The 23130-nt window shown below is 69.0% G+C and carries 25 protein-coding genes; 11 read left to right on the top strand and 14 right to left on the bottom strand.

The genetic code is table 11. The annotated features are described in order from the left end of the window. Positions 1-42: 42 nt before the first annotated feature. Complete coding sequence (locus tag ACFO8M_RS08860; RefSeq protein ID WP_387973476.1) at positions 43-1548, top strand: molybdopterin-dependent oxidoreductase; 1506 nt, start codon at positions 43-45, stop codon at positions 1546-1548. A 4-nt stretch (positions 1549-1552) separates the two neighbouring features. Here ACFO8M_RS08860 and ACFO8M_RS08865 read toward each other — a convergent pair whose 3' ends face one another. Continuing rightward, positions 1553-2290, bottom strand: a complete 738-nt coding sequence (locus ACFO8M_RS08865) for a hypothetical protein (protein ID WP_387973479.1) — start codon at positions 2288-2290, stop codon at positions 1553-1555. Between the two features lie 82 nt (positions 2291-2372). After that, positions 2373-2870: a hypothetical protein gene (locus tag ACFO8M_RS08870; RefSeq protein ID WP_387973482.1), complete on the bottom strand. Its 498-nt coding sequence runs from the start codon at positions 2868-2870 to the stop codon at positions 2373-2375. A 221-nt stretch (positions 2871-3091) separates the two neighbouring features. Between ACFO8M_RS08870 and ACFO8M_RS08875 the strand changes: the two genes are divergently transcribed. After that, a complete protein-coding gene (locus ACFO8M_RS08875) occupies positions 3092-3556 on the top strand; it encodes a heme-degrading domain-containing protein (protein WP_387973485.1) in 465 nt (154 codons plus the stop codon). Between the two features lie 96 nt (positions 3557-3652). On the opposite strand, the gene ACFO8M_RS08880 is transcribed toward ACFO8M_RS08875, so the two are convergent. Then, entirely contained in the window at positions 3653-4189 is a 537-nt protein-coding gene (locus ACFO8M_RS08880; RefSeq protein ID WP_387973712.1) for an RraA family protein, read from the bottom strand. Between ACFO8M_RS08880 and ACFO8M_RS08885 the strand changes: the two genes are divergently transcribed. After that, positions 4189-4719 (top strand): LysR family substrate-binding domain-containing protein, encoded by a 531-nt coding sequence (locus tag ACFO8M_RS08885; protein WP_387973488.1) that lies wholly within the window; start codon positions 4189-4191, stop codon positions 4717-4719. The two genes, ACFO8M_RS08880 and ACFO8M_RS08885, sit on opposite strands and share 1 nt — an antisense overlap. A gap of 78 nt (positions 4720-4797) precedes the next feature. After that, entirely contained in the window at positions 4798-5232 is a 435-nt protein-coding gene (locus ACFO8M_RS08890) for a CBS domain-containing protein (protein WP_387973491.1), read from the top strand. Here ACFO8M_RS08890 and ACFO8M_RS08895 read toward each other — a convergent pair. Next, a complete protein-coding gene (locus ACFO8M_RS08895; RefSeq protein WP_387973494.1) occupies positions 5211-5459 on the bottom strand; it encodes a BTAD domain-containing putative transcriptional regulator in 249 nt (82 codons plus the stop codon). The two genes, ACFO8M_RS08890 and ACFO8M_RS08895, sit on opposite strands and share 22 nt — an antisense overlap. A 151-nt stretch (positions 5460-5610) precedes the next feature. Between ACFO8M_RS08895 and ACFO8M_RS08900 the strand changes: the two genes are divergently transcribed. Beyond that, positions 5611-6441, top strand: a complete 831-nt coding sequence (locus ACFO8M_RS08900; protein WP_387973496.1) for an SDR family NAD(P)-dependent oxidoreductase — start codon at positions 5611-5613, stop codon at positions 6439-6441. 42 nt (positions 6442-6483) lie between these two features. After that, positions 6484-6915 (top strand): YybH family protein, encoded by a 432-nt coding sequence (locus tag ACFO8M_RS08905; protein ID WP_387973499.1) that lies wholly within the window; start codon positions 6484-6486, stop codon positions 6913-6915. A 69-nt stretch (positions 6916-6984) separates the two neighbouring features. Here the strand turns inward: ACFO8M_RS08905 and ACFO8M_RS08910 are convergent, their stop codons facing one another. From ACFO8M_RS08910 to ACFO8M_RS08920, 3 genes are all read right to left on the bottom strand, one after another. Continuing rightward, complete coding sequence (locus tag ACFO8M_RS08910; RefSeq protein ID WP_387973501.1) at positions 6985-8463, bottom strand: family 43 glycosylhydrolase; 1479 nt, start codon at positions 8461-8463, stop codon at positions 6985-6987. Between the two features lie 142 nt (positions 8464-8605). Beyond that, positions 8606-8965, bottom strand: a complete 360-nt coding sequence (locus ACFO8M_RS08915) for a hypothetical protein (protein WP_387973504.1) — start codon at positions 8963-8965, stop codon at positions 8606-8608. Between the two features lie 55 nt (positions 8966-9020). Next, complete coding sequence (locus ACFO8M_RS08920; RefSeq protein WP_387973507.1) at positions 9021-9713, bottom strand: class I SAM-dependent methyltransferase; 693 nt, start codon at positions 9711-9713, stop codon at positions 9021-9023. Positions 9714-10012: 299 nt separating this feature from the next. On the opposite strand from ACFO8M_RS08920, the gene ACFO8M_RS08925 reads away from it, so the two are divergent. From ACFO8M_RS08925 to ACFO8M_RS08940, 4 genes are all read left to right on the top strand, one after another. Next, positions 10013-10819: a GH12 family glycosyl hydrolase domain-containing protein gene (locus ACFO8M_RS08925; RefSeq protein WP_387973510.1), complete on the top strand. Its 807-nt coding sequence runs from the start codon at positions 10013-10015 to the stop codon at positions 10817-10819. 115 nt (positions 10820-10934) lie between these two features. Beyond that, the gene (locus ACFO8M_RS08930) at positions 10935-12257 is read left to right on the top strand and encodes an extracellular catalytic domain type 1 short-chain-length polyhydroxyalkanoate depolymerase (protein WP_387973513.1); all 1323 of its coding nucleotides are present in this window, start codon (positions 10935-10937) and stop codon (positions 12255-12257) included. A 217-nt stretch (positions 12258-12474) separates the two neighbouring features. Beyond that, positions 12475-13428 (top strand): NAD(P)-dependent alcohol dehydrogenase, encoded by a 954-nt coding sequence (locus tag ACFO8M_RS08935; RefSeq protein WP_387973516.1) that lies wholly within the window; start codon positions 12475-12477, stop codon positions 13426-13428. A gap of 52 nt (positions 13429-13480) precedes the next feature. Next, positions 13481-14083, top strand: a complete 603-nt coding sequence (locus ACFO8M_RS08940; RefSeq protein WP_387973519.1) for a hypothetical protein — start codon at positions 13481-13483, stop codon at positions 14081-14083. Between the two features lie 722 nt (positions 14084-14805). On the opposite strand, the gene ACFO8M_RS08945 is transcribed toward ACFO8M_RS08940, so the two are convergent. Further along, positions 14806-15132 carry a hypothetical protein gene (locus tag ACFO8M_RS08945; protein ID WP_387973521.1) on the bottom strand — a complete coding sequence of 109 codons (327 nt, stop codon included), beginning with the start codon at positions 15130-15132 and terminating at the stop codon, positions 14806-14808. After that, positions 15099-17072, bottom strand: a complete 1974-nt coding sequence (locus ACFO8M_RS08950) for an ATP-binding cassette domain-containing protein (protein ID WP_387973524.1) — start codon at positions 17070-17072, stop codon at positions 15099-15101. The genes ACFO8M_RS08945 and ACFO8M_RS08950 overlap by 34 nt, the downstream gene beginning before the upstream one ends. Positions 17073-17244: 172 nt before the next feature. Here ACFO8M_RS08950 and ACFO8M_RS08955 point away from each other — a divergent pair, with 172 nt between their 5' ends. Continuing rightward, positions 17245-18612, top strand: a complete 1368-nt coding sequence (locus ACFO8M_RS08955) for a TrkH family potassium uptake protein (RefSeq protein WP_387973526.1) — start codon at positions 17245-17247, stop codon at positions 18610-18612. Between the two features lie 30 nt (positions 18613-18642). On the opposite strand, the gene ACFO8M_RS08960 is transcribed toward ACFO8M_RS08955, so the two are convergent. The 5 genes from ACFO8M_RS08960 to ACFO8M_RS08980 are packed head-to-tail and all read right to left on the bottom strand — an operon-like array spanning position 18643 to position 22916. Further along, positions 18643-19926, bottom strand: a complete 1284-nt coding sequence (locus ACFO8M_RS08960; protein ID WP_387973529.1) for a hypothetical protein — start codon at positions 19924-19926, stop codon at positions 18643-18645. Between the two features lie 29 nt (positions 19927-19955). After that, positions 19956-20915, bottom strand: coding sequence for a hypothetical protein (locus ACFO8M_RS08965; protein WP_387973531.1), 960 nt, complete (start codon positions 20913-20915; stop codon positions 19956-19958). Between the two features lie 36 nt (positions 20916-20951). Continuing rightward, positions 20952-21245 (bottom strand): hypothetical protein, encoded by a 294-nt coding sequence (locus ACFO8M_RS08970; protein WP_387973533.1) that lies wholly within the window; start codon positions 21243-21245, stop codon positions 20952-20954. A gap of 7 nt (positions 21246-21252) precedes the next feature. Then, positions 21253-22041, bottom strand: coding sequence for a hypothetical protein (locus ACFO8M_RS08975; RefSeq protein ID WP_387973535.1), 789 nt, complete (start codon positions 22039-22041; stop codon positions 21253-21255). Positions 22042-22055: 14 nt separating this feature from the next. Next, entirely contained in the window at positions 22056-22916 is an 861-nt protein-coding gene (locus ACFO8M_RS08980; RefSeq protein WP_387973537.1) for an alpha/beta fold hydrolase, read from the bottom strand. Positions 22917-23130: the final 214 nt, after the last annotated feature.

The following is a 23130-nucleotide window of genomic DNA, read 5'->3' on the forward strand; positions in this document are numbered from 1 at the left end:
CTGCCGCCAGCCATGCGACGCAAGAAGCGCGATGATTGGGGGGTGAACACCACGCATCCCGTCTCCGGGCGCGCTTGGGCGGGCGCGGGAGCCATCGCCACCATCGTCGGCCTGGCGATCGGCCACCTCGTCGCCGCGCTGACCGCACCGCGCGCCGCCCCGCTCTCGGCGCTGAGCGACGCCGTCATCGCGGTCGTCCCACTGGAGGTGTCGCACTGGTTCATCGAACTGGTCGGCACCCTCGACAAGCCGCTGCTGTTCATCGGCCTCGGGCTCGGCGTCACGGTCGCGGGTGCCGGGATCGGGCTGCTCTGGCGCACCCGCCCGTGGCTTGCACGGACCGCACTCGTCGTCCTCGCCTTGGTCGGCGCCGGTGCCGCCGCCACCAGGCCGGGCCTGGGCGCCGCCGCGGCAGTGCCCTCCCTCATGGCCGGAGCGGTCGCGTTCGCGGGGCTCGAATGGTGGGACCACCGGTACCGGACTGGCGAATCCACAGGGCGACGCCGGTTCCTGGCCGTCGCCGGCGGTGTCGGAGCGGCCGCGTTCACCGCTTCGTGGTGGGCGGGACGCAGTGGCCCGGCCGGAGTCGAGGCCGACCGAGAGGCGATCGCGCTCCCCGAACCGGACGTACCGGCCGCCGAACCCGGCCCGGTGGCCGACTTCGACGTCGAGGGCCTCGCGCCCTACCGGGTCCCGAACGGTGAGTTCTACCGTATCGACACCGCGATCACCGTGCCGCGCATCGACGTCGACTCCTGGAGCCTGCGCGTCCACGGCATGGTCGACCGCGAGCGGACCTACACCTTCGACGATCTGCTCGGGCGCGAGCTGATCGAACGCGACATCACCCTGGCCTGCGTGTCCAACCAGATCGGCGGCGACCTCGTCGGCAACGCCCGCTGGCTCGGCGTGTCCCTCGCGGAACTCCTCGCCGAGGCGGGCGTCGACCCCGCCGCCGACCAGCTCGTGTCCCGCTCCGACGACGGCTGGACCGCCGGAAGCCCGACCGACCTGGTCTTCGACGGCCGCGACGCCATGATCGCGTTCGGCATGAACGGCGAGCCGCTCCCGGTCGAGCACGGCTGGCCCGTCCGGCTCGTCATCCCCGGCCTGTACGGGTACGTCTCGGCCACCAAGTGGCTTACCGAACTCGAGCTCACCACCTTCGACTCGTACGACGCCTACTGGATCACCCGCGGCTGGTCCACCCCGCGCCCCATCAAGACCGCCTCGCGCATCGACACCCCGCGCACCCGCGCGAGCACCGGTACCGTCATGGTCGCCGGCGTCGCCTGGGCCCAGCACCGCGGCATCTCTGCCGTGGAACTGCAGGTCGACGACGGCGATTGGCAGCCGTGCCAACTGTCCGATGTGGCTACCGGTGACACTTGGCGGCAGTGGCTCTTCGAATGGGACGCCCCCTCCGGCGAACACACGCTCACCGTCCGCGCCACCGACGGCGAAGGGGTGCTGCAGACCAGCGAGGTCCAAGGCGTCATCCCCGACGGCGCCACCGGCCTCCACAGCGTCGCCGTCACCGTGGACTGAGCGCTCAGGCCGGTCGCATGAGATCGAGGTCCGCGCCCCACGCATCGAGGGTCGAGCCGTGGCCCGCTTTGCGCGCCTTCGGTTCCACCTCGGCGAAGAGCCGCCGCTGCAGCGCCGTCTCGCCGGTCGCGAGGATCCGGCCGATGGCGTCGAACAGCGCCGCGGTGTCCCAGCCAGGCAGCGGGTGGCGCTCCAGCTCCCACTCCAGGCACTTGTTGTACGGGCGCGGGCGCCGGTCCATGGCGAAGAGCAGGTCGAGAAGGTAGCCGACGCTGTCGGCCGCGTCGAGTCGGCTCGCGAGCAGGTGGCCGTCGCGATGGTTCTTCACCGACCGGTACAGCGAGTTCGCATAGGCGTCAAGCACTTCGGCGGCGCGATCCGCGGCCTCCTGCGGTTCGAGGCGCCGCTTCGCTTCGAGCAGCGCGGTGAGTTCGCCGTCCGTGCGATCGAGGACGACCCGGCTGCGTGCGAGCGCGTATCGCATGAACTCGGGCAGGGCGTCGCCGCGGAGTTCGTTGAGGGACACCAGGTTCAGGTCGAGTGTGGCCGTGCGCTGCCTCCGGTACCGGTCGAGGCCGGTCGGCGCGCCTTCGGCGGTGACCACGAAGAGGTCGTGGTCGGAGTGCTCGGTGGTCAAGCCCTCCATGGCATGTGAGCCGATGAGGAAGAGCCCGGCGACGGCGGGGTCGGTTGCCGCGATGCGGGTGACGGCGTCGAACGTGAGCGGCTGCGTTTCGGTCATCGTCGTTGTCTAGCAGTCGGGCCCGCTCAAGGGAAGTGGATATCCGCTTCCCTTGAGCGGGCCCGACTCCGAGGCATCGCGCCTAGATGGACTGGACGTCCTCGTAGGCGCCGTCGCCGTCGGCGTCCGTGGCGACCGTGTCGAGGAGCATGTCGCCGTCGGTGTCGGATTCGACGGTCTCGAAGACGCCGTCCTCGTTGGCGTCCGTGGCGATCGTGTCCAGGAACGTGTCGCCGTCGGTGTCGACGATCACGGATTCGGCGACACCGTCGGCGTCGGCGTCGGTCGTGACCGTGTCGATCCAGCCGTCGCCGTCCAGGTCGGACTCGACGGTCTCGGTGACGCCGTCGCCGTCCATGTCGTAGGAGACCGACTCGTTCACGCCGTCGCCGTCCACGTCGGTGTCGGCGTAGGAGGTGTAGACGTCGTCCGTGGACGTCTCATCGGTGTAGGAGTCCTCGGTGTAGGTCTCGTCGGTGTAGGTCGACGAGTCCTCAGCGGTGTAGTCCCCGGTCGAGTCGGTGCCGTACTCGTCCGTGGTGAAGTCTTCTTCGACCGTGGTGTCTTCGAATTCGCTCATCGCTCTCCCTGCCTCGGGTATGAGAAGTGTTCGGTGCTTTCGATGAGAACCATAGAACCCGCTCGCAAATCGGAACTCCCGGGATCGTGCCACACCGGTCGCGGCCGTTGCCGCCCTCGCACTCTTCGCGGTCCAGGGCCGCACCGAATCGCCGGTGCATACGATCGACGCGATCGACCGGCCCACGCCCCGATCGCCGCCACGTCCCGAAGGAGCCGACCATGACCGACGTCAACACGCTTGAGCAGCAGGAACAAGACCTCGTCTTCGACTCGTTCGACCACGACGACGCCTGGAGCCTCGGCTCGCGCCTCGCCGCCATGGCCCGCGAGGCCGGCCATCCCGTCGGCATCGACATCCGCCGCCCCGGCCTCATCCTGTTCCGCGCCGCCCTGCCGGGCAGCAGCCCCGACCAGGAGTCGTGGATCGCCCGCAAAGCGGCGGTCGTGCTGCGCACCGAGGTCAGCAGCGCGCTCATGGCCGCCGGCCTCGCCGCCAAGGGAGTCGACCCGGCGGCGACCGGCTGGCTTCCGTCCAGCGAATATGCGGTGACCGGCGGCTCGTTCCCGATCAGGGTGCGCGGCGTCGGCGTCGTCGCGGCCGCCACCGCATCGGGATTGTCCTCGATGGAGGATCACGCGCTCATCGTCGCGGGCATCCGCGCCCACCTCGCAGCGAGCGCGTGACCATTTGCGCTGCGGCTTATCGACGGTGCGACTCGGACCTTCCGAACGCCGACTGCGGTGGTGCCTGAGCTCGATCGTCTTGCGAGCATCAAATTGTCAGCTGCGTTGCGCCGCTTGTCTTCCGAACGGGTAGAGGTCGAGGGTGGCGCGTCCGGTGCACAGCTGCGTGATGATGTCCTGCTCCTTCTCGACCCGTGCGTCGGCCGCGCCGAGGATCCGTTCGATGTCGGCCGAGGCGATGGCGACGACACCGTCGGCGTCGCCGACGACCAGGTCCCCGGTGCCGACCTCGACGCCGCCGACCCGGATCGGCCTTCCGAGCACGCCCGGGAAGTCCTTGCGGGTGCCGCCGATCGCATCGTTGCGCGAGAACACCGGGAAGCCGAGCCGCTCGAGTTCAGCGCGGTCGCGGACGCCGCCGTCGATGAGCAGTCCGGTCAGGCCGCGCGCTTGCGCCGCGACCGTGAGGATCTCGCCCCAGTGCCCGAATGCTGCGCCGCCGACGTCGACGACGAGCACATGGCCCGCAGGGGCTTCGGCCACCGCGTGGTGCAGTGCGAGGTTGTCGCCGCCCGCGCCCTGGACGGTGAAGGCCGGGCCGCAGAGCCGGGCTCCCGGCCAGGCGCCCGGAATTGGAGATCCGCGCCGAGGAGATCGACTCGCACGAGGCCAACCGGGCGCTGCTGGATCGGCGCCTCGACGTCGCGGTCGTCCGACAGGCCGCCCCGATCGGCGGGATCAGGTCGATGCCGCTGCTCTCCGACCAGTTCGTCGCGGCACTCCCCCGCTCGCACCCGCTCGCGGCCGAGGAGTCCCCTCTCGACCTCGCGGCGCTGGCCGATGAGCCCTGGGTGTGGCTGCCGCGCCAGATCACGCCCGACTACCACGACGCCATGGCCGCGGCCTGCCGACGGGCCGGTTTCAGCCCGGCCGCGACCCATTGGGCCCGATCGATCACGAGCCAGCTCGCGCTCGTGTCCTGCGGACTCGGCGTCACCATCGTCCCGTCCACCGCCATGGCCGCCGCCCCGCCTAACGTGACCGCCCGCCACCTCCTCGACATGGCCGAGACCGTCGGCCTCGCAGTCGCCGCCCGCAACGACGCCGGCCCCGTCGCCGCCGACTTCACCGAATGCGCCCGAACCGTCCTCACTCGCATCTGATGAAGCTTTGACGGTGTTCCTCCGGCCCTGTCTGGGCTACGCTGGAAAGCTACTCGCTGTGCAAACGGGAGGGTCTCTGTGCTGATACGTGACATTCTGCGATCCAAAGGCGCTGCGGTGGTGACCATCCAGCCCGAGGACTCAGTGCGCACATTGGTGGCCAAGCTCGCCGAGCACAACGTCGGCGCGCTGGTGGTGAGCGCAGACGGCTTCGCCGTGGCCGGCATCGTCTCCGAACGCGACGTCGCCAGAGGGCTCCATTCGGATCCCGACCTGCTCGACGCGCCCGTCTCGCGGATCATGACCGCCAACGTGCACACCCGGATCCTGAACGACTCCATCGAGGACCTCATGGTCCTCATGACCGACCAGCGCATCCGCCACGTCCCCGTGGTCACCGACGACGGCGCCCTCGCAGGCATCGTGAGCATCGGCGACGTCGTCAAGGGCCGCATCGGCCAGCTCGAGTTCGAAAAGGAGCAACTCGAGGGCTACATATCCGGAGCGAGCTGACCGCTCCGAACCGGCTCTGAGCCCGGAGCCGCTTCATTGAAATCCTCGGAAGCGGCGATGGGCTCCTCCTCCATGCCCAACGCCGCCGCGGCGATGAACTCGCAGTCGAGCCCGGCCAGGACCGGACCCCGCCAGCGCTGAAGCGACTGGCGCAGAAGGCGATGCGACTCGGCGGGGTCGCCGGACGCCTTCGCGCGTCGACGAGGCCCTAAGCAGGTCGCCGCCACCGCGCTTCGCCCTGGAACGCCGCGGTCGGGTCGCGCTGCCCGGAACGTTCAATGTGAGGTGCTTCATAGGGGATTCCCGTCAGGGATTCGGGGCGTGCCCGGTTCAGGTTGCGCACACCCGAGATTCACTGATGCAGAAGGGAACACAGACATGCAGAAGGTCTGGTTCATCACCGGTTCCTCCCGCGGCCTCGGACGGCGGTTCACCGAGGCCGCCCTCTCTCGCGGCGACAAGGTCGCCGCCACGGCCCGGAGCGTCGAGGGCTTCGGCGACCTGGTCGCGGCCTATGGGGACGCGGTGCTGCCCTTGGCGATGGATGTGACCGACCGGGTTGCGGTCTTCGCCGCCGTCGAGCAGGCCATGGCGCACTTCGGACGGATCGATGTGGTCGTCAACAACGCCGGCTACGCGCAGATCGGCGCTGTCGAGGAACTGACCGAAGCCGAGCTGCGCGACCAGATGGAGACGAACCTGTTCGGCGCCGCCTGGGTGGTGCAAGCCGTACTGCCGCACCTGCGCGAACAGGGCGGCGGGCGGATCTTCCAGCTGTCCTCGGCCGCGGGCCTGATCACGGTGCCGCTCGGCGCGGCCTACAGCGCCTCGAAGTGGGCGCTGGAGGGCTTCAACGAAGCGCTCGCGCAAGAGGTCGCCGAGTTCGGGATCAAGGTGACGATCATCGAGCCCGGCGGGTTCGCCACCCGGCAGGGCGAGAACCCCGACCCGCTCAACAACGGCCACATGGCCGAGAAGCACCCCGCCTACGACTCACTCCGCGAGCGCCTGGCGGGTTTCGCGGGCAAGCAGCCCGCGGGCGACCCGGCCGCCGCCGCGCAGGCACTCCTCACACTCGCCGACGACGAGAACCCGCCCGTGCGGATCCTGTTCGGCACCGGCTTCTACCCGATGGTCCAGCAGGCCTATGCCGACCGGCTCAAGACCTGGGCCGACTGGCAGGACCTCGCCGTCGCGGCACAGGGATGACCGCGGAACCTACATCCGAATCGAAGGAAGGCAAGTGAAGTGATGAGTGAACAGCACGAATCCGCGATCACCGGGCAGATCGACGAGATCATCGAAGGGCTCCGCACCAAGGACCTCGACGTCCTGGCGAGGATCTATGCGGCGGATGTCGTCTCCTTCGACATCGATCCGCCGCTGCAGCACGTCGGCCTCGCCGCGAAACTGAAGAACTGGGAGCGGGTGTTCACGGTCTTCCGAGACGTGAACTACGAAGTCCGCGACTTGAAGATCACCGCCGGCGATGACGTCGCGTTCGCGTACGGCTTCGGGCGGCTCAGCGGGACCTTGATGAACGGAGCGAAGACGAACGGGATGTGGGTCCGCGTCACCTTCTGTTTCCAGAAGGTGGACGGCGACTGGCTGATCGCCCACGATCAGGTCTCCGTACCGTTCGACATCGCCAGCGGCAAAGGAGTGGCCGACCTGGAGCCGTGACGGCGTTCGACGCGGCGAGCGGGCCCCCTCTCCGAGAGAGGGGGCCCGTTCACTGTTCGGGTTCGGTGATCACTCCCCCGAAGGCGCCGGGATCACGACGCCGCTCGGGAGCGGCGTGCCGAAGTTCGGGGTGCCGTTGGCGTTCCAGGTGATGGGTTGGACGCGGGTCTGGCGGGTGGACCCGCAGCCCTGGCTGGAGCTTGTGTTGCCGTGGTAGACCAGCCATTCCTCGGTGCCGTCAGGGGAGGTGAAGAAGCCGTTGTGGCCGGGGCCGAAGACGCCGCCGCCCTGTTGGAGGACCGGCGTCGAGGTCTTGGTCCAGGAGGAGGCCGCCAACGGGTTGGCGCCGGTGAGCTCCAGCAGGCCGAGCTTGTAGTCCGGCGTGTTGCACGAGGAGGCCGAGTAGGTCACGAAGGTCCGTCCATTGTGCTGGAGGACGGCCGGGGCCTCGTTCGTCCTGCCGCCCTGGATCTCCCAGCTGTAGCTGGGCCGGGAGATGGTGACGTGGGAACCGGTCACGGTCCACGGGTTCGACATCGCCGCGATCCGGATCGACTGGTCGGCGCCGACCCACTCGGACCACATCAGGTAGAGCTGCCCGTTGACCTGCAGGTAGGAGCCGTCGATGTTCCACTGGTTCGGGAGCGGCGTGCCCATGAACTCATACGGCCCCATAGGGGTCGCGGAGGTCGAGCGGAGGACGTGGAGCTTCTGGCCGTCGAAGTTCGTCTGCGAGTTCCCGGAGGTGTACATCAGGTACCAGGTGCCGCCGATGCGGTGGAACTCCGGCGCCCAGTGGGAGCAGCAGCGGCTCGCGGTGCCCGAGTCGTTCCAGACGACGGTGTCCGAAGCCGTCTTCAGGCCGTTCAGCGTCGTCGCGCGTCGCATGGTCACCGTGGAATCCCAGGTGGTCGTGGACATGTAGTAGTAGCCGTCCCAGTACTCGATCCACGGGTCGGCGCCGTTGGAGCGCAACGGGTTCGACACCGTGGACTCGCCTGTCGCGGGGACCTCGGCGAGTCGCCACTTCTGCGCGTTCAGGCCGTTGTAGGCGTACTGCGAGATGCGGGCGCCGGCGGACGTGGACCACTCCCAAAGGTCGAGGGCCTTGCCGGAGAAGCGGTTGATGAAGCTGAGGGTGCCGTCCGCGTGCTCGGTGACCGACCACTGCTGGTTGGTGCCGCCGAGGTCGTTCCACTGGGCGATGGTGGCGCCGTCTGCGGCGTTCCACTCGAAGACCTCGAGGACCTGGTTGGAGTGCCGGGCCTGGATCTTGTAGTAGCCGCTGCCGGCGGCGACGAAGCGGAACTGCTGGCAGGTGCACTGGTTCGGCGTGTACTGGTTGAGCGGCGCGCCGGCCGTGGTCGAGGCGTTCTGAATGTCGAGCGCCAGGCCCGAGTGGGCGCTCGTGATGGTGAACCAGGTACCGGTCGTGACCGCGGCCTTGGCAGGCTTCGCAGCCACGATCGAGAGCCCGAACGCCGCCAGAGCGGCTATGAGGGCGAACGCGACGAGCGCGCGAGCGCGAGTGAGGGTCATGCTGGACATGTTGCGCTCCAAGCACCGACATTGCGGCATTTGTGTTTATCGATGGGTTAGTGCAGGTAGCCTAGCTAAGTTTTACCGATAACACAACTTGGAGTCGTCCTCGATGCCGAACCCGTCGCCCGCGGGTGGCGCCGGGTGGGGATCACGCCTTCACCGCGGTGGCCTCAAGGGCCGGTACAGGGGTCTTTCCGGACGTGAGGGCCAGCGCCAGGGACGCGAGGGCGAGCAATGCGAGCATCGCCATCGGCGAGGCGGTTGCGGCGTAGTCCGGGCCGAACAGCTGCGGAGCGATCGCCCCGAAGACCGCTCCGCAGGGGCGCGCATGCGCGGCGGACCCGGTCGAGGACGGCGGCGAACGACTCCCCCACCGGGATCTCGCGCTCGCCCCGCAGTACCGCCCGTCGTCGACGCACCGCTTCGGGTGGGGTTCGAACCGGGAGAGGTCGAGGCGCGCCGAATCGATCGTGTCGCGGCCGACCAGGGCCGTCCCGTCCGTCTCCATGCGGGCGACCCTACCGCCGCGACTCCATGCCGAGAAGACGTATGCGAGCCTTCACTCACGCGGAGCCCTGGGACCTCCGACTGTAGATGAAGAAGTCGGCGACCGAGCCCGAAGCACCTTCGCGGCGCCACGCTCGGGGGTTGTCGATGCGCTGCAGCAACTCCCATTCGGGAAAGCGCTCCGCCACGTCCCGCAGCACCGGGCGGTGGCGTACGTGGGGCGCGAAGGCCCCGGACAACGAGGGATCGTCGCCGTCGCTGCTGAACAGCACCACGTACCTCCGGGCGGCACCGAAGACATGCCGCAGGTGCACGTCGTAGACGTTGTCCTCGATGAGGTGGTAGATCACGTCGAGCGACAGGACCAGGTCGGCGGTGACGAGTCCTGCAGCGTCCGAGAAGCACTCGGGATCATAGAGCGCGAAGCTCTTGGCGGGGTCGTCCGCGAACCGGGCCATGGTCCGACGCAGTTGCGTGGGAGTCACGTCGAATCCGAGGTAGCGAGGATAGGACGCGAGCGCGAGCTGGTCGCCGTCGCCGCAGCCGAACTCGATGACGGTCTCGATGCCTTGCTCTGCAACGAATCCGTTGATCACCTCCGCTTTGAACTCGGCGTGCGCGCCGCGCGAGCCCGCGCCGGAGTTTCCACCCCTGGCGTAGCGCTGCTCCCAGTACGCGGCCGACCCCGGGAATCGGCTCTCATGGACCGAATCGGGATCGCGGACAAGTTCCGGCTCTACGACCTCCACTGCCTGCACCTCAGGTTGCACTTCATGGCTGGCACTCACCGGCCGCCTCCGAACACATCGATGGAATCGCCGAGCAGCATCGTATCCGTTCGGACACCTCGCGCCGAGGATCTACAGCACCACGATCGTGGGTCTGTCGAAAACGACGTCCGCTCCGACCGCGACGAACCTCCCGTACAGACATCCAATCTATTGACAAATTTACATGTCGACACACATCATTGTTTCTGATGGAAGGTCCAACAAACTTCGGCGCAACAGCTGCAAGAGCGCCATGGTGCCGAGCCAGGGAGGCAATGATGCCAACGAAACGAACCGCGTTCATCAGACGTATGGCCATCGGTGCGGCCGTCGCGCTCAGTGCCGCACTGGCCTCGACGCTGCTGACGGCCTCGCCCGCGCAGGCCGCCGGAACCTGCGCCTCGGGCGGCACGGTCGCCATGGGCAAGTACTTCGTGACCAACAACCTGTGGGGCGCGGGCTCGGGTTCGGGTTGGCAGTGCTCATGGGACAGCTGGCAGTCCGGTGACACCGTCGGGTGGGGCACCACCTGGGACTGGAGCGGCCAGTCGAACTCGGTGAAGAGCTACTCCAGCGTCGTCCTCGGCTGGCACTGGGGCTGGCAGCGGCCCGGCACCGAGTTGCCGGTGCGCGTCGGCGATTACCGCTCCATCCCGACCACCTGGAATTATTCGGTGAGCCAGTCAGGGACTATGAACGTCGCGTACGACCTTTGGCTGCACCCGATGTCGAATCCCACCGGGTCGAACAACCCGACCGACGAGATCATGATCTGGCCCTACCGCTCAGGCGGGGCCGGGCCTGCCGGCACCTACCAGACGACCGTCGGCATCGGCGGCGCCTCCTGGGACCTCTACCGGGGCTGGATCGACGCGGGAAACGGCGTCGGCTGGAACGTCTTCTCGTTCGTCCGCACGTCGAACACCACCTCTGTGAACCTCAACCTGCGGGACTTCACCGGAGACCTGATCTGGCGGGGCTGGCTGGGCGGCGACAAGTACCTCTCCAGCATCCAGGCCGGCACCGAGGTCTTCATCGGCAGCGGCCGCGTCGACACCAGCAGCTACTGGGTCGACGTCCAGTAAGGACCGATGAGCGGGCCGGTCCGGGCCCGCTCGCGCCGGCCCCACCCTCTCATCCTCCTGCCGTTCCCTGAACGCAGACCGCCGGCCTGCGCCGTCTCGAGACAAGGAAGCCTTCATGGCATCGACCATCCGATTGCGCCGCAGCGCGATCACGGCACTAGCGTTGATCGTCGCGGCCACGGCCGCGCTCCTCGCGCTCGCCGGCCCGAAGCCCGCATACGCCGCGCAGCTGACCCAGATCAGCGACTTCGGCAACAACCCCGGCGGCCTCGACATGTACGTGTACGTGCCCGACAACGTCGCGCCGAACCCGGCGGTCGTGGTCGGCGTCCACTGGTGCAACGGGTCGGCGACCGAGTACTACAGCGGCTGGAAGTTCGACGAGCTGGCGGAGCAGTACGGCTACATCGTGGTCTACCCCTCGGTGACCCGCTCCTACAAGTGCTTCGACGTGTCGTCGCAGGCCTCGCTCTCGGGCACCGGCAGCGACTCGGTCAGCATCAAGTCCATGGTGGACTACGCGATCGCGACCTACGGCGCCGACCGCGACCGCGTCTACGCCACCGGATTCTCCTCGGGCGCGATGATGACCAACGTCCTGCTCGGGGTCTACCCCGAGGTCTTCAAGGCCGGATCGGCCTACGCCGGCGTGCCCTTCACGTGCTTCGCCACCACCGATGGCTCGCAATGGAACTCCGAGTGCTCCGAAGGCAGGGTCAACCGCACACCGCAGCAGTGGGGCGATGCGGTACGCAATGCCAACTCCGGCTACAGCGGGCCGTGGCCGCGCATGCAGATCTGGCACGGGACCGAGGACACCGCGCTCACCTACCCGAACTTCCAAGAGCAGATCGACCAGTGGACCAACGTCAACGGCACGGACCAGACCGCCGACTACACCGACCAGCCGCAGTCGAACTGGACCCGCACCCGCTACGGCGGCACCGGCGGCCAGGCCCTCGTCGAGGCGATCAGCATGCAGGGCGTCGACCACTACCCGCCGCCGCAGGAAACCGAGACGCTGCGCTTCTTCGGCCTGACCGGGCAGCAGAGCGGCACGACCGCGATCGTGGGCGCCGCCTCGAACCGCTGCGTGGACGTCCCGGGTTCTCCGGCGGCGAACGGAACGCAAGCGCACCTGTGGGACTGCTACGGCGGTGTCAACCAGCAGCTGACCCGCACCTCCGCGGGCGAACTGAAGATCGGCGGCAAGTGCCTCGACGCGCAGGGCTGGGGTACTACCAACGGCACCAGGGCCGTGATCTGGGACTGCTCGGGCGGCGCGAACCAGCGCTGGAACGTGAACGCGAACGGCACCATCACCAACGTCCACAACGGCCTTTGCCTCGACGCCAACGGGGGCGCCACCGCCAACGGCACCCCGATCGTCCTCTGGACCTGCAACGGCGGCGGCAACCAGCGCTGGACCCTCCAATAGGTCTCGGGCAGCCGCGGCCCGGTCGCGGCTGCCCGCCGGAGCTGGAACGACTACCTCCAAGGCCACGCCCCTGCTCGTCATCGAGCAGATGGACCAGCGACCGAACGTCAACTGCCCGGACCTGGTGGTCCGGGCAGTTGTCGCTCCGCTCGGCCGCGGTCGAGCGGCTGACTCGAACTACAGTGGAGCGATCTGCGGTTGCGAGACAGGAGTCCTCATGCGAGCCGTCCTTCAAGATCGGTACGGGCCGGCCGAAGTCGTCCGCGTCGGCGACGTTCCCGAACCGGTCCCCGCTGACGACGAGGTGCTGATCCGCATCAGGGCCGCGTCCCTCAACGGATCGGACCGGGAGAACCTCGTCGGCAGCCCCTTCTATGCACGCTTGGGCGGACTGCGTCGCCCGCGCAATCCGGTGCCGGGTTCGGACATCGCGGGGGTCGTGGCGGCGGTCGGGAGTGCGGTCACCGAGTTCGCGGTGGGCGATGCGGTGTTCGGGGAACTGGCCGGATACCGCGGCGGTCTCGCCGAGTACGTCGCGACCGCGCCGAGGCTGCTGGCCCGCAAGCCGACAGGCTTGTCCTTCCTGGACGCGGCGGCGATCCCGCAGGCGGGGTGCATCGCGTTCAAGTCGACGCGCGGCATCAAGTCGGGCGACCGGGTGCTGGTCAACGGCGCTGGAGGGGCGGGCGGCGCGCTCGTCATCGGGCTCGCCAAGCACCTCGGTGCGACGGTGACGGCCGTGGACCGCGCGGACAAGGCCGAGCATCTCCTGCGGGTCGGGGCCGACGACACGATCGCGTTCGAACACGAGGACTGGGCCGACCAGCGCGGCCGATACGACCGGGTCGTCGATCTCGTGGGGCACCGCTCGCCGTTCCGCGTCCACCGGGCGCTGCGCCCCGGCGGGATGTACCTCATGGTCGGCGGGCACGCCCGCGTGCTGCTCGCGATGTTCGCCGCCGGTTGGTCGATCCGGAAGGACGGGAAGCGGGTCAGGGTCCTGGCGGTGCCGCAGTCGCGCGCCGATCTGGAGGAGGTCACCGCCTTGCTGATCGACGGCGAGGCGGTCGGGGTGGTCGACCGGGTCTATCCCCTGGAGGAGGCGCCCGCGGCGTTCGCGAGGCTCGCCGCCGGGGACAACCTGGGAAAGATCGTCATCGAGATGCCGTGACATGCTCCGGTGCCGGGACCGATCCCGCCCGCTTCCGGAATAATTGCAGGGTATGGGGATCGACATCTACGCGCTGATCATGGACTGGAAACCGGCCGTGGAGGCGTATCGGGCCGCCGGCGGCCTCGACTTCTACTGGGACGCCAGCGCGCAGATCGACTTCGAAGTCGAACGGGCCAGGCGTCGGCGAACGCCCCTGCCGTGGCCCGAGGTACCCCAGGTGGTGCCGTTCGCCGAGGAGCAGTGGGCGCCGCCGGGCAAGGCCTTCACTGCGGCTGGCACGTTCTACCTGGAGCTGAGCGATCATCTGGAGCCGGAGCTCCTGGCCCGGACCGCCCCGGTCTTCGACACGATCTACCCGCAGAAGATGAGCGACATCAACGATCTCAAAGCGGACTCGGGCGGGCCTGACGACTTCGACGTGCTCTACGCACTGCGGCCGTCGTCGGTCGAGCTCATGCTCGAGCGCATCGAAGCACTGCCTTGGGAGGCGATGCGGGCGGCCGGCGAGGGGATCGAGCTTTCGTACATGGGCCAGGCAGCCGGTCACGGCCTGGACTTCTCCCAGTTCAAGGGGATCATCGACATCCACGTGGGCTGGTTGCGGGAGGCCGCGGCCACCGACCGCGGCCTGCTCGTGTTCTGGTCGGTCTAAGGCCCGTCCCGGTAGTCGACGCTCACTGATTCCTGGAAGTTCCTGTGCCAGTCGCGCAAGCGGTTCCGGGACGTTTCGGACGGTGAGGCTCTGGTCCAGGAGTTCGAGGTCGGCGCCGTGAGTGGCGAGGTGGGCCAGTATGGGGCGGTACCGGTCGGGCCGATCGCGGAGGAATTCAGTGGTCAGTCGCAGCTCCAGGCGCACGCAGTCGATGCGATGGCCGCCGCAGTCGACGGTCGCGTAGTGCCGCCAGGGGCCGGGTCCTTGGCATTCCCACCCGTCGTCGTCACAGGGCTGCTCCAGGGTGCTGAAGCTGAATCCGACGCCGTCGAGCTCGTAGCAGGCGAAGTACTGACGAGAGACCTCGATCCATTGCGGTGGGGCCGGGCACGGCAGATGCGCCAGTGCCGCGGCGACCGCGTCGACGTCGGATCGCCGATCGAGGAGCAGGTCTACGTCACCGACCGGCAGGTCGACCCCCTGCAGGCAGGCCGCCCCGGTCCCCACCAGGCGATGCCGGAGCCCGGGAGCGACCGGCGCGATCAGGTCGAAGCCTTTGCGCAGCACTGCTTCGAGGTCGCGCCGGTCGCGCAGCGGGCGGGTGTTGATCTCAACCATGGCCGGGAGTATGCCCGGAGGGTACGACATGGCCGTCTTTCGCCGAGGACGGCGGGCGAGGGCCGCCCCCTCCGTGCAACGTCCCTGCGGTGTTGCGGATTCGGTCACGGGCGCTGCCAGGTCTCCTCGATCCAGTCGGCGATGTAGTCGCCGAAGAGCTTGAGGTTGTCGATCCCGATGTGCTCGACGCCGCCGTCGGCGGCGGTGAAGATCTTCAGCTCGCGCTGCGGGCGGTTGACCGCCTCGTCATAGCAGGCGCGGGCGTATTCCAGGGGGATCTGCCTGTCGTTCTCGCCGTGCGTGATCAGGACGGCACGGTGATCTTCTCGACCACGCCGACCAGCGACACCCGCTCGGCCATGGCGATCAACTCGTCGAGGGTCTCCCGGCGACGGCACTAGGTCGCGTAGGACTTTGACTGCAGACGCCACAGGTCCGCGTAGACGCCGTCGGCAACGACCAGATCCCGGTGAGGGCCGAGTTCGATGAGCTTCCCCTCGTCCAAGACCGCGATCGCGTCGGCGTGCACTACGCCTTGGAGCCGGTGCGAGATCAGGACGGTCGTGGCGGAACCGGCGCGGGCGCGCAGCGTGTCGAACAGCAGCGCCTCGGCGCGGGCGTCCAGTGCGGCCGAAGGCTCATCGGCGACGAGAAGCCCGCCCCTGTCGCGGTAGAGGCCGCGCGCGGACGACAGCCGCTGCCATTGCCCGCCGGAAAGGTCGGTGCCGCCCCGGAACTGGGTGTCCAGGAGCTGGCTCCATCCGTGCTCGAACCCTTCGATCATGTCGAGCGCGCCGGCGTCCCGTGCCGCCGACTCCAGTCGTTCGCGGTCGACCGGCTCGCCGGAACGCCCTAGCCGCACCGACAGTTCCGCGGTGAACGGCCACTGCTGCACCTGCTGGGCGATCACCGCCACGTGGCAGCGCCACCGGGCGGGGTCGATCCGGGTGATGTCGACGCCGTCCCACAGGATCTGCCCCGACGTCGGCGTGTAGAGGCCGGCGAGGAGCTTCGCGACGGTGGTCTTGCCCGACCCGTTCTCGCCCACGAGTGCGAGCGTCCGGCCGCGTTCGATCGTGAGGCTCACCCCGGTGACCGCATCGGTGTCCTTGCCTGGGTAGCGGAAGGACACGTCGACCAGTTCGATCGTTTGCGGCACCGGCAGCGGATCCGAGCCGGTCGCGACGGGTGCGGGGCCCGCCAGGTGGGGTTGCGCGGCGATGCGTTCGGCCGCAAGGGCGTCGAATTCGTGCCGGTCCGCGGCGTACAGGCCGTCCTCGTACACCGTGTTCACCGCGACGAGGAGGCTCTCCATCCCGGCCCGGCCCTGGCCGATCGCCACGACTGCCGCCGCGGCGACGGCGAGCGGCACGGTCCCGGTCGCGAGCATCCACAAGAGCACCCCGTACACCCCCGCTATGGCGACCCCGGCGACGAGCTGACCGACCGCACGCGTGAGGGTCTGCGACCGGATGACCTCGAAGTCCGCGCGGGTCTCCTGGTCGACCATCGCCTGATGCTGGCCTCGCAGCCATTGGCCCGCTTCGTGGTACCGCTGGTCGTCGGCCGTCCAGCGGTTGTCCATCAGCCACTCGACCATCCACAGTCGGCGTCGGCGCGAGACGCGCGACCGGTTCGAGACGTACATGAGCCGCGCCGACCGGACCGCCGCCCAACCCGTGGGGAGCGCCGCCGCGAACAGCAGCGGGATCAGCACCGGCTCGATGACCGCGAGCGCGGCCGCCACCGCCACGACCGTGACCGCCGCCGTCACCAGGTCGACGACGTCGCCGACGAGATCAACGACCGCCCGCGACCCGCGGTCTTTCGCGGCCTTCAGGCGGTCCGCGAACGTGTCGTCGTCGAACGCCGCGCGCGGCACCGCGGTGATGAGGCGGTAGAACTCGCGTTCAGTCCGATTGAGCACGAGCGGGTTCAACCGCTGCTGCGCGAACCCGGCGCCGACGCCCAGCCCGGCCCGGGCCGCCGTCGCCCCCACCAGCAGCGCCAGTGCCGGGCCTGCGGCCAACACGCGATCCCAGGTCGGCGCCGCCGCGAACAAGGTCGTCGAGATGTCCGAGACCGCCAGGAGCGCCGTCGTGGTCGCGACCCCGGCGATCACATTGAGCCCGATCGCCGCGACCGTCCAAGCCGGAGAAGCCGACCAGGCGGTCCGCAGCGCCTGCCCGACCAGTCCGGGCAGCTGCCGCGCCATGCGCCAGAACGAGGCCGTCTCCACTTCCTCCGCATGCCGGTACCAGGCGATGTCCTCCAACTCGGGCAGCGCCTCAGCGGCCGTATGCTCCTCGCCCGAATCGCGTTTCCGCTGCCGCGGCACCAACCTCGCCAGCCAACCTGCCCTGCTTCGCATCCGACCTCCCATAGCCTGCCTGCCGACGTTCGCGGGCATCATCATCCCGGCCCTCACCGACAATCGGGAGCCCCGAAACCGCTTGCGGGCCAGTCGGGTTTGCGACAGCGAAACGGCCCGTCGATCGCCTCGCCTCGCGGGCGGTCGGGGCGCGGGAGCATAATGCTCGTTTGTGAGACGAGCGCTGCGACATCCGGCCCGAGTGGTTCCCTTGGCGTTCCTCGGGGTCATTCTGGTCGGGGCCGGGCTGCTCACGCTGCCGGTCGCCACGGAGTCGGGCCAGGCCGCGACACCGTTGACCGCGTTGTTCACCTCGGTCTCGGCCGTGTGCGTGACAGGGCTGGTCGTGGTCGACACCGCGACGTACTGGTCGGGGTTCGGCGAAGTCGTGATCGCCGGGCTCATCCAGGTCGGCGGGTTCGGGATCATCATGGCCGGTTCGCTGCTCGGCATCCTGGTGCTGGGGCGGATGCGCCTGCGCGGGCGGCTGCTGGCGGTCAGCGAGAACAGTGCGATGCGGCTCGGGGACGTCGGCACCGTCGTGCGCTGGGTCGCGGTGCTCACGCTCGCGGTCGAGGCGGCGGTCGCGGTAACGCTCTACCTCAGGTTCCACCACTACTACGGTTACGGGAACGGAGAGGCGGTCTGGCACGGCGTGTTCCATGCCGTCTCGGCGTTCAACAACGCCGGGTTCGGCCTGGAGGCCGACAGCCTCATGCAGTTCGTGACCGACCCGATCATCACGCTCCCGATGTGCTTGGCGATCATCCTGGGCGGCATCGGGTTCCCGGTGCTGGTCGAGGTGGTCCGCAAAGCCCGCGTGCCCGCGGCGCTGCGCGAGAACGGGCGCCGCAGACCCCGCACCGGGTGGTCGCTGCACACCCAGATCGCCGTCGTCACCACCGGGTTCCTGCTGCTCGCGGGTTTTGCCGCCTATGCGCTGCTCGAGTGGCGCAACCCGGCGACCCTCGGCCCCTTGAGGACCGGCGACAAACTCCTGGCGGCCTTCGTCGCCGGGGTGCAACCGCGCACGTCCGGGTTCAACAACCTCTCGGTCGGCGACCTGCGACCGGAGACCTGGCTGGTGACCGACGCGCTGATGTTCATCGGCGGCGGGCCTGCGGGCACGGCGGGCGGCATCAAGGTGACCACGTTCGCCATACTGGCAGTGGTGATCTGGTCCGAGGTCCGCGGCGAACCCGACGTGGCCGTGGCCGGCCGCAGGATCCCTTCCGAGACCCAGCGCCAGGCCCTCACGGTCGCGCTGCTCGGCGTGGCGGCGGTCGCTCTCGGCACCGCGTTCATCATGCTCGACACCGCCTTCAGTCTCGACCGGGTCCTGTTCGAGGCGGTGTCCGCGTTCGGGACCGTGGGACTGTCCACCGGCATCACTCCCGAGCTGCCCGCGACGAGCCAGCTCGTGCTCATCGTGTTGATGTTCGTCGGCCGCGTGGGCACCGTCTCGGTCGCCGCCTCGCTCGCACTGCGAACCCGCCAGCGCCGCTACAGCTTCCCGACCGAACGACCCCTCGTCAGCTGACCGCGTCGGCACCGCGGCGTCGCCCGCCGTTCAGCGCAGGCGGGCGCGGAACTCGGCCAGTTCGGGTCGATCGGGTCGCGGCACCGCGGTGATCTCGGCGGTGAGGGTTTCCTCGTAGGTCTCCCCCGCTGTCAGGCGGATCGTCCGCCGGTACTCGGCTCGGTTCAGGTCGACGACCGTCTGCGAGCCGATCTGCCGCCGCGGCGCCGCGACGCGCACCACCAGCTCGTGCTCACCGGGCTGGAGCTGCAGCCACATCCGGGTCCAGCTCGCCCGCACCGCCTTGCCGTCGACGAACACCTCGGGCGCGGGGATCCATGGTCTGCAGACCGGTGCTTCCGGTTCGCCGATGCGAATCGCCCGCCACCGCTGCATCACACTCGGGTTAGGGCCCCCCGCGAGCGCCGCAAGCGTGTCCGGGGCGTACGCGTCGATCATGAACCGCAGGTGGATGCCGAGCCCGGCCCATCCCGGGGCGGGCGCGATCCGTTCGGGCGCATCGGCATCGAGGATGCGCGGTCCCTGCGGGTCCCGATCCGCGGGCGGGTCGGCCACCGTCGTCCGGCGCAGTCGCGCCTGCTTGGCCAGCGATCCGGCGATGACGGCGACACCTACGCCGAGCCCGACGGCGATGGCGGCGATGACGGCCGTGTTGCCGAGGGCGGCCGAGAAACCGGACGGGTTCGCGACCGCGGCCGCGGTCGCGCCGCCCATGATCGCCATGCCGCCCAGGACGATCAGGAAGTACCACCCGGTGCTGCCCGGGCCGCGGCGCCGTTCACGGAACCGCGTGAGGTCGTGAGCCTGGTTGCCGGCCTCGTAGTGGCGGTGCGCGGTGGCGCCGACGATGCTCGTGTAGTCGAGGTCGATCCGTTGGCCGCGTTCGAGGTTCACGGTCTTGTAGCAGCGCGAATGGCTGCTCGTGACCGTGATCAGGTGCGCGCCGGGCGGCAGTGTCAGCTTGGTGGTGCCCCAACCCCATGAGGCCGGGACGCCGTCGACGCCGACCACGGGCACCAACGGTCGGGAGACTCGCAGGGAGGGGCTCCATTCACGCGAGTGCTGGTTCCCCCAGGCGGTGCGGACGACGACGGTGGCGTTGGCCGCGCCGGTGTCGCTCGGCGACAGGTCGATCCGGCGTCCGGCCTGGACCGCCACGGCCGCATCGGGATGCGGCCGTGCGGTCCAGGCCCGGAACGGCGGGAACGTCTTGAACCCGGCGAAGCGCCGCGTTCCGGGCAGCACCGGCCAGGAGACGAGCAGCGCGATGGCGAGCAGGCCGAAGCCCAACCCGATGAGGTCGTCAGTGCTCATGCGCTACCGGTCTTCCCTGGTCGGTTCCATCAGCCCCAGTCAGGGGCGTCGTCGTTCGCCCATTCGGGGGCGTCGATCGCGGGGATGAAGTCGAGGTTGCCCGGATCCAGACCGGTCTCGCCCCGAGGGTCGTTCTTGCCGTCGACACTGCCGTCCTGCGCCAGGTCGTTGACGTTGAGCCCGGTGTTGTAGGCGCCTTGGCCGCCCACGAACAGGTGCCCGAGTCCCGGGGCGACGTGCTTGCCGCTCGAGGGTGCCAGCGCGTTCCGCAGTCCCAACTGGGCGAGCCCTTGCGCCATGTTGAAGGCGGTGGGGCCGACCAGGTCGAGCGGGTTGACCACGTTGCCCTGGGTGGCGAGCGCGATCCAGGAGACGCCCATGCCCGCACCGATGGCGGCTGCGAGTATCTTGCCCAGGGCCGTGAGCGCTTTGTTGAGGGCCTTCAGAATGGTGAGTCCGGTGGCGGCGACGGTCATCGCCGCGGCTCTGACCGATTGGGCGGCGGCCGCGGTGGGGGGGAACGCCTGCAGCGGCCAGTACACCAGCGCCATGGCCATGAGGATCGTCGCGAGGGCGGTGTAGGCGGTGACCATGACCGCCAGTAGCGCGGCGATGGAGAACAGGCCGATGCCGACTTCGATCGCGAAGAGCGCGATGGTCCACAACTGCGTCTTGACTTTCCCGGCCTGATCGATGAAGGCTTGGCAGTCGTCCCCTTCCCAGGACTCGGCGTCCATCGCGTCGATCTCGTCCTGGAGGGCCTGGGCGGCGGTGATGTACTTCTCCGCGAGCTGGAACCAGTAGGCGCCGACCATCATGATCTGGCCGGGGTTGCACTGGTTCATGTAGATGATGTGGGCGATCTGCGTGCAGGAGACGCCGAAGGTGAAGGCGGGCAGGACGATCTCGACCGCCGCGGCCGGGGCCATGACGGCGAACGTGTCCATCATGCCCTGGAAGGATTCGGGTTCGGGTGCGCCGATTGACATCGAGCGGTTCCTTTGCGGTTCAGAGGGTTTCGGTGGTCACTTGAAGTCGGCGGCGCCCGCCGAGTCGGCGTCCTCCCAAGCGGTGGCGCAGCCTTCGAGGTTGTCGTTCATGGTCTGGAAGCACTCGGCGGCGCCTTGGACCATCTCGTTCATGTAGCTCACGGCGGTCGTGTAGACCATGGCGAGCGAGGGGTCCACGGAGGTGTACAGCGCCTGGTCGATGCCGCGCAGGTTCGGAAGGATCTCATTGGCCTCCTCCAGAGTGGGGGTGACGTTGCTCTTGATGTTGGTGCCGAGCTGGCGGATCGTCTCGGGGTCTACTTTCGGCATGTCGTCCTCACTGTCCTCGGATCCGGCGGATCTGTTCGTCGTGGTCTTGGCGCAGGAACGCCGCCTGGCCGATCGATTTGCGCGCGTATGCCTGCGCTTCGGCCGGCATGCCGTCGACCTGGTCCATGGTCAACGGGAGTCCCATGGCGTCGATGCCCGCGCGCTGGCGTTCGCTGAGGTCCTCGGCGGCGAGCGCGATGGTCTTGTTGATCTCCTTGGCCAGGGCGTCCGGGCCGAGCTCGCGGGCGTGGATGCCGAGCAGGAGGCGGGCGATCGGGTATTCGCCGGTGGCCTCCACCGTGACGTCGCCTTCGGGGCTGGTGGCGGTGCCGAGCGCCTCGTCGGATCCGTCGCCGGGTCCCTGTCCGCCTTGCGCGCCTTGGAATCGCTCGAGCATCGCGATCGCCATGTCGAGGTTGGCCGTCGGGTATTCGGAACTGAGCGCCGACCGCGACTGGACCCGCGGGTCTTCGGGCGGCAGGTCGTCGTCGGCGCCGAACCGGGCTCGATTGCGCTCGATGACGGCGTTGAGTCCGTCCTCGCGCAGACCGTCGCGCAGGTCTTTGAGCTGAGCCAGCGCGTCGGTGACCGAACCAGGGGACGAGTCCGCTGCGGCCCGCACCGCGTCGGCGGCGTCCCGCGCGGTGTGCGTGATGAGTTCGGCGAGGTCGCGCACGGGCATCCGCACTGCCTCGGTCGTCAGTTGGACGGTCGGGGTCGGGCCGCCGCCGTCCACGATGGTGACGTTGCCGCACCCGCTGGTGTAGGCGGGTGGTGCGGGGTCGGTGTCGGTCATCATTGCTCCAGGTTTCATTCGGTGGTGCGGTTCATCAGTGCGTCGACCAGGTCGGTGACCGCTTCGGGGCGTTCGTCTCCGGCAAGGTGGCCGGCGCCGTCGATGACCTCGAGGTCGACTCCCAGTTTCTCCCTGGCCGCCGGACCGAGGCGTTCGGGAGGGAGGAACCGGTCGTGTGCGCCGGTCGCGACGATCAGGGGTGAGCCGACGCGCCGTTGCAGCGTCTCGTCCGGCAGCGGCGGGGGTGCGAGTGTGGACCGGCAGTGGGATGCGACCAGGTAGAGCCATTGCGCGATCGCCGCTGGTGCTGCGTTGCCGGTTGCGGTGAAGCCGTGCAGCATCGACTCGGTCCGCCCGAGTGTCGGTGCGAGCAGCCATAGCAGCGAGGGCACCAGCATGCGCAGGTCGACATGCAGCGGGACGAGGCCGGCCGGAGCGAGGAGGACCCGCCCGGCGATCCGGTCAGAGTCGCATGCCAGCAGCACCGCGCCGCCGAGCGAATGACCAAGGGCCACCATCGGTTCGGCGTCGATCGCGTCGAGGACTTCGGCGAGTTTGCGCCCGTACCAGCCCCGATGCGCGGCGCGCGGGCGTTCACCGCTGCCGAGGCCCGGCTGGCCGGGCAGGTCGACCAGGATGACACCCCGACGGCGCGCGAGGGACTCGGCGAGCGTGAGGCTGCTGGCGGCGTTGAAGTTCGTGCCGGGCACGAACAGGACGCGGAACGGTCCGGAACCGACGAAGGTCAGATGCACTTGGGCGTCAACGACTTCGACCGTTTCGCACCGGTGCGGCACCTCCCAGGCGTCGAGCCGGGACCGGCACCACCGTGCGACGACCTGACGGTCGGTTTTGGATCTGTAGAGAGTGTGCAAGCGGGCTCCGATCGTCGTGCAGCGAACAACCACGCCGACCCGACTTCCCGGCACACCAGCCCCGACCCTACAACAGCGCGGCAACCCGTCTGACCAGCAGGCCGAGGCCGCATCGACGGGCACCGGAGCGGCCATGACCACCCGAATCGCGCCGGACCGTCTTCGGGGATCGTCGGCACCGTCGCTCAAAAGCTTCATATTTTTCAATCATTAT

The organism is Glycomyces rhizosphaerae (assembly GCF_042647865.1).
GTDB lineage: Bacteria > Actinomycetota > Actinomycetes > Mycobacteriales > Micromonosporaceae > Glycomyces > Glycomyces rhizosphaerae.

What these genes read in the sequence shown, in the direction of transcription:
- ACFO8M_RS08865 (WP_387973479.1), bottom strand. Translation starts at nt 2,290, where the DNA reads ATGACCGAAACGCAGCCGCTCACGTTCGACGCCGTCACCCGCATCGCG.
- ACFO8M_RS08870 (WP_387973482.1), bottom strand. Translation starts at nt 2,870, where the DNA reads ATGAGCGAATTCGAAGACACCACGGTCGAAGAAGACTTCACCACGGAC.
- ACFO8M_RS08875 (WP_387973485.1), top strand. Translation starts at nt 3,092, where the DNA reads ATGACCGACGTCAACACGCTTGAGCAGCAGGAACAAGACCTCGTCTTC.
- ACFO8M_RS08900 (WP_387973496.1), top strand. Translation starts at nt 5,611, where the DNA reads ATGCAGAAGGTCTGGTTCATCACCGGTTCCTCCCGCGGCCTCGGACGG.
- ACFO8M_RS08905 (WP_387973499.1), top strand. Translation starts at nt 6,484, where the DNA reads ATGAGTGAACAGCACGAATCCGCGATCACCGGGCAGATCGACGAGATC.
- ACFO8M_RS08910 (WP_387973501.1), bottom strand. Translation starts at nt 8,463, where the DNA reads ATGTCCAGCATGACCCTCACTCGCGCTCGCGCGCTCGTCGCGTTCGCC.
- ACFO8M_RS08915 (WP_387973504.1), bottom strand. Translation starts at nt 8,965, where the DNA reads ATGGAGACGGACGGGACGGCCCTGGTCGGCCGCGACACGATCGATTCG.
- ACFO8M_RS08925 (WP_387973510.1), top strand. Translation starts at nt 10,013, where the DNA reads ATGCCAACGAAACGAACCGCGTTCATCAGACGTATGGCCATCGGTGCG.
- ACFO8M_RS08930 (WP_387973513.1), top strand. Translation starts at nt 10,935, where the DNA reads ATGGCATCGACCATCCGATTGCGCCGCAGCGCGATCACGGCACTAGCG.
- ACFO8M_RS08935 (WP_387973516.1), top strand. Translation starts at nt 12,475, where the DNA reads ATGCGAGCCGTCCTTCAAGATCGGTACGGGCCGGCCGAAGTCGTCCGC.
- ACFO8M_RS08940 (WP_387973519.1), top strand. Translation starts at nt 13,481, where the DNA reads ATGGGGATCGACATCTACGCGCTGATCATGGACTGGAAACCGGCCGTG.
- ACFO8M_RS08950 (WP_387973524.1), bottom strand. Translation starts at nt 17,072, where the DNA reads ATGCGAAGCAGGGCAGGTTGGCTGGCGAGGTTGGTGCCGCGGCAGCGG.
- ACFO8M_RS08960 (WP_387973529.1), bottom strand. Translation starts at nt 19,926, where the DNA reads ATGAGCACTGACGACCTCATCGGGTTGGGCTTCGGCCTGCTCGCCATC.
- ACFO8M_RS08965 (WP_387973531.1), bottom strand. Translation starts at nt 20,915, where the DNA reads ATGTCAATCGGCGCACCCGAACCCGAATCCTTCCAGGGCATGATGGAC.
- ACFO8M_RS08970 (WP_387973533.1), bottom strand. Translation starts at nt 21,245, where the DNA reads ATGCCGAAAGTAGACCCCGAGACGATCCGCCAGCTCGGCACCAACATC.
- ACFO8M_RS08975 (WP_387973535.1), bottom strand. Translation starts at nt 22,041, where the DNA reads ATGACCGACACCGACCCCGCACCACCCGCCTACACCAGCGGGTGCGGC.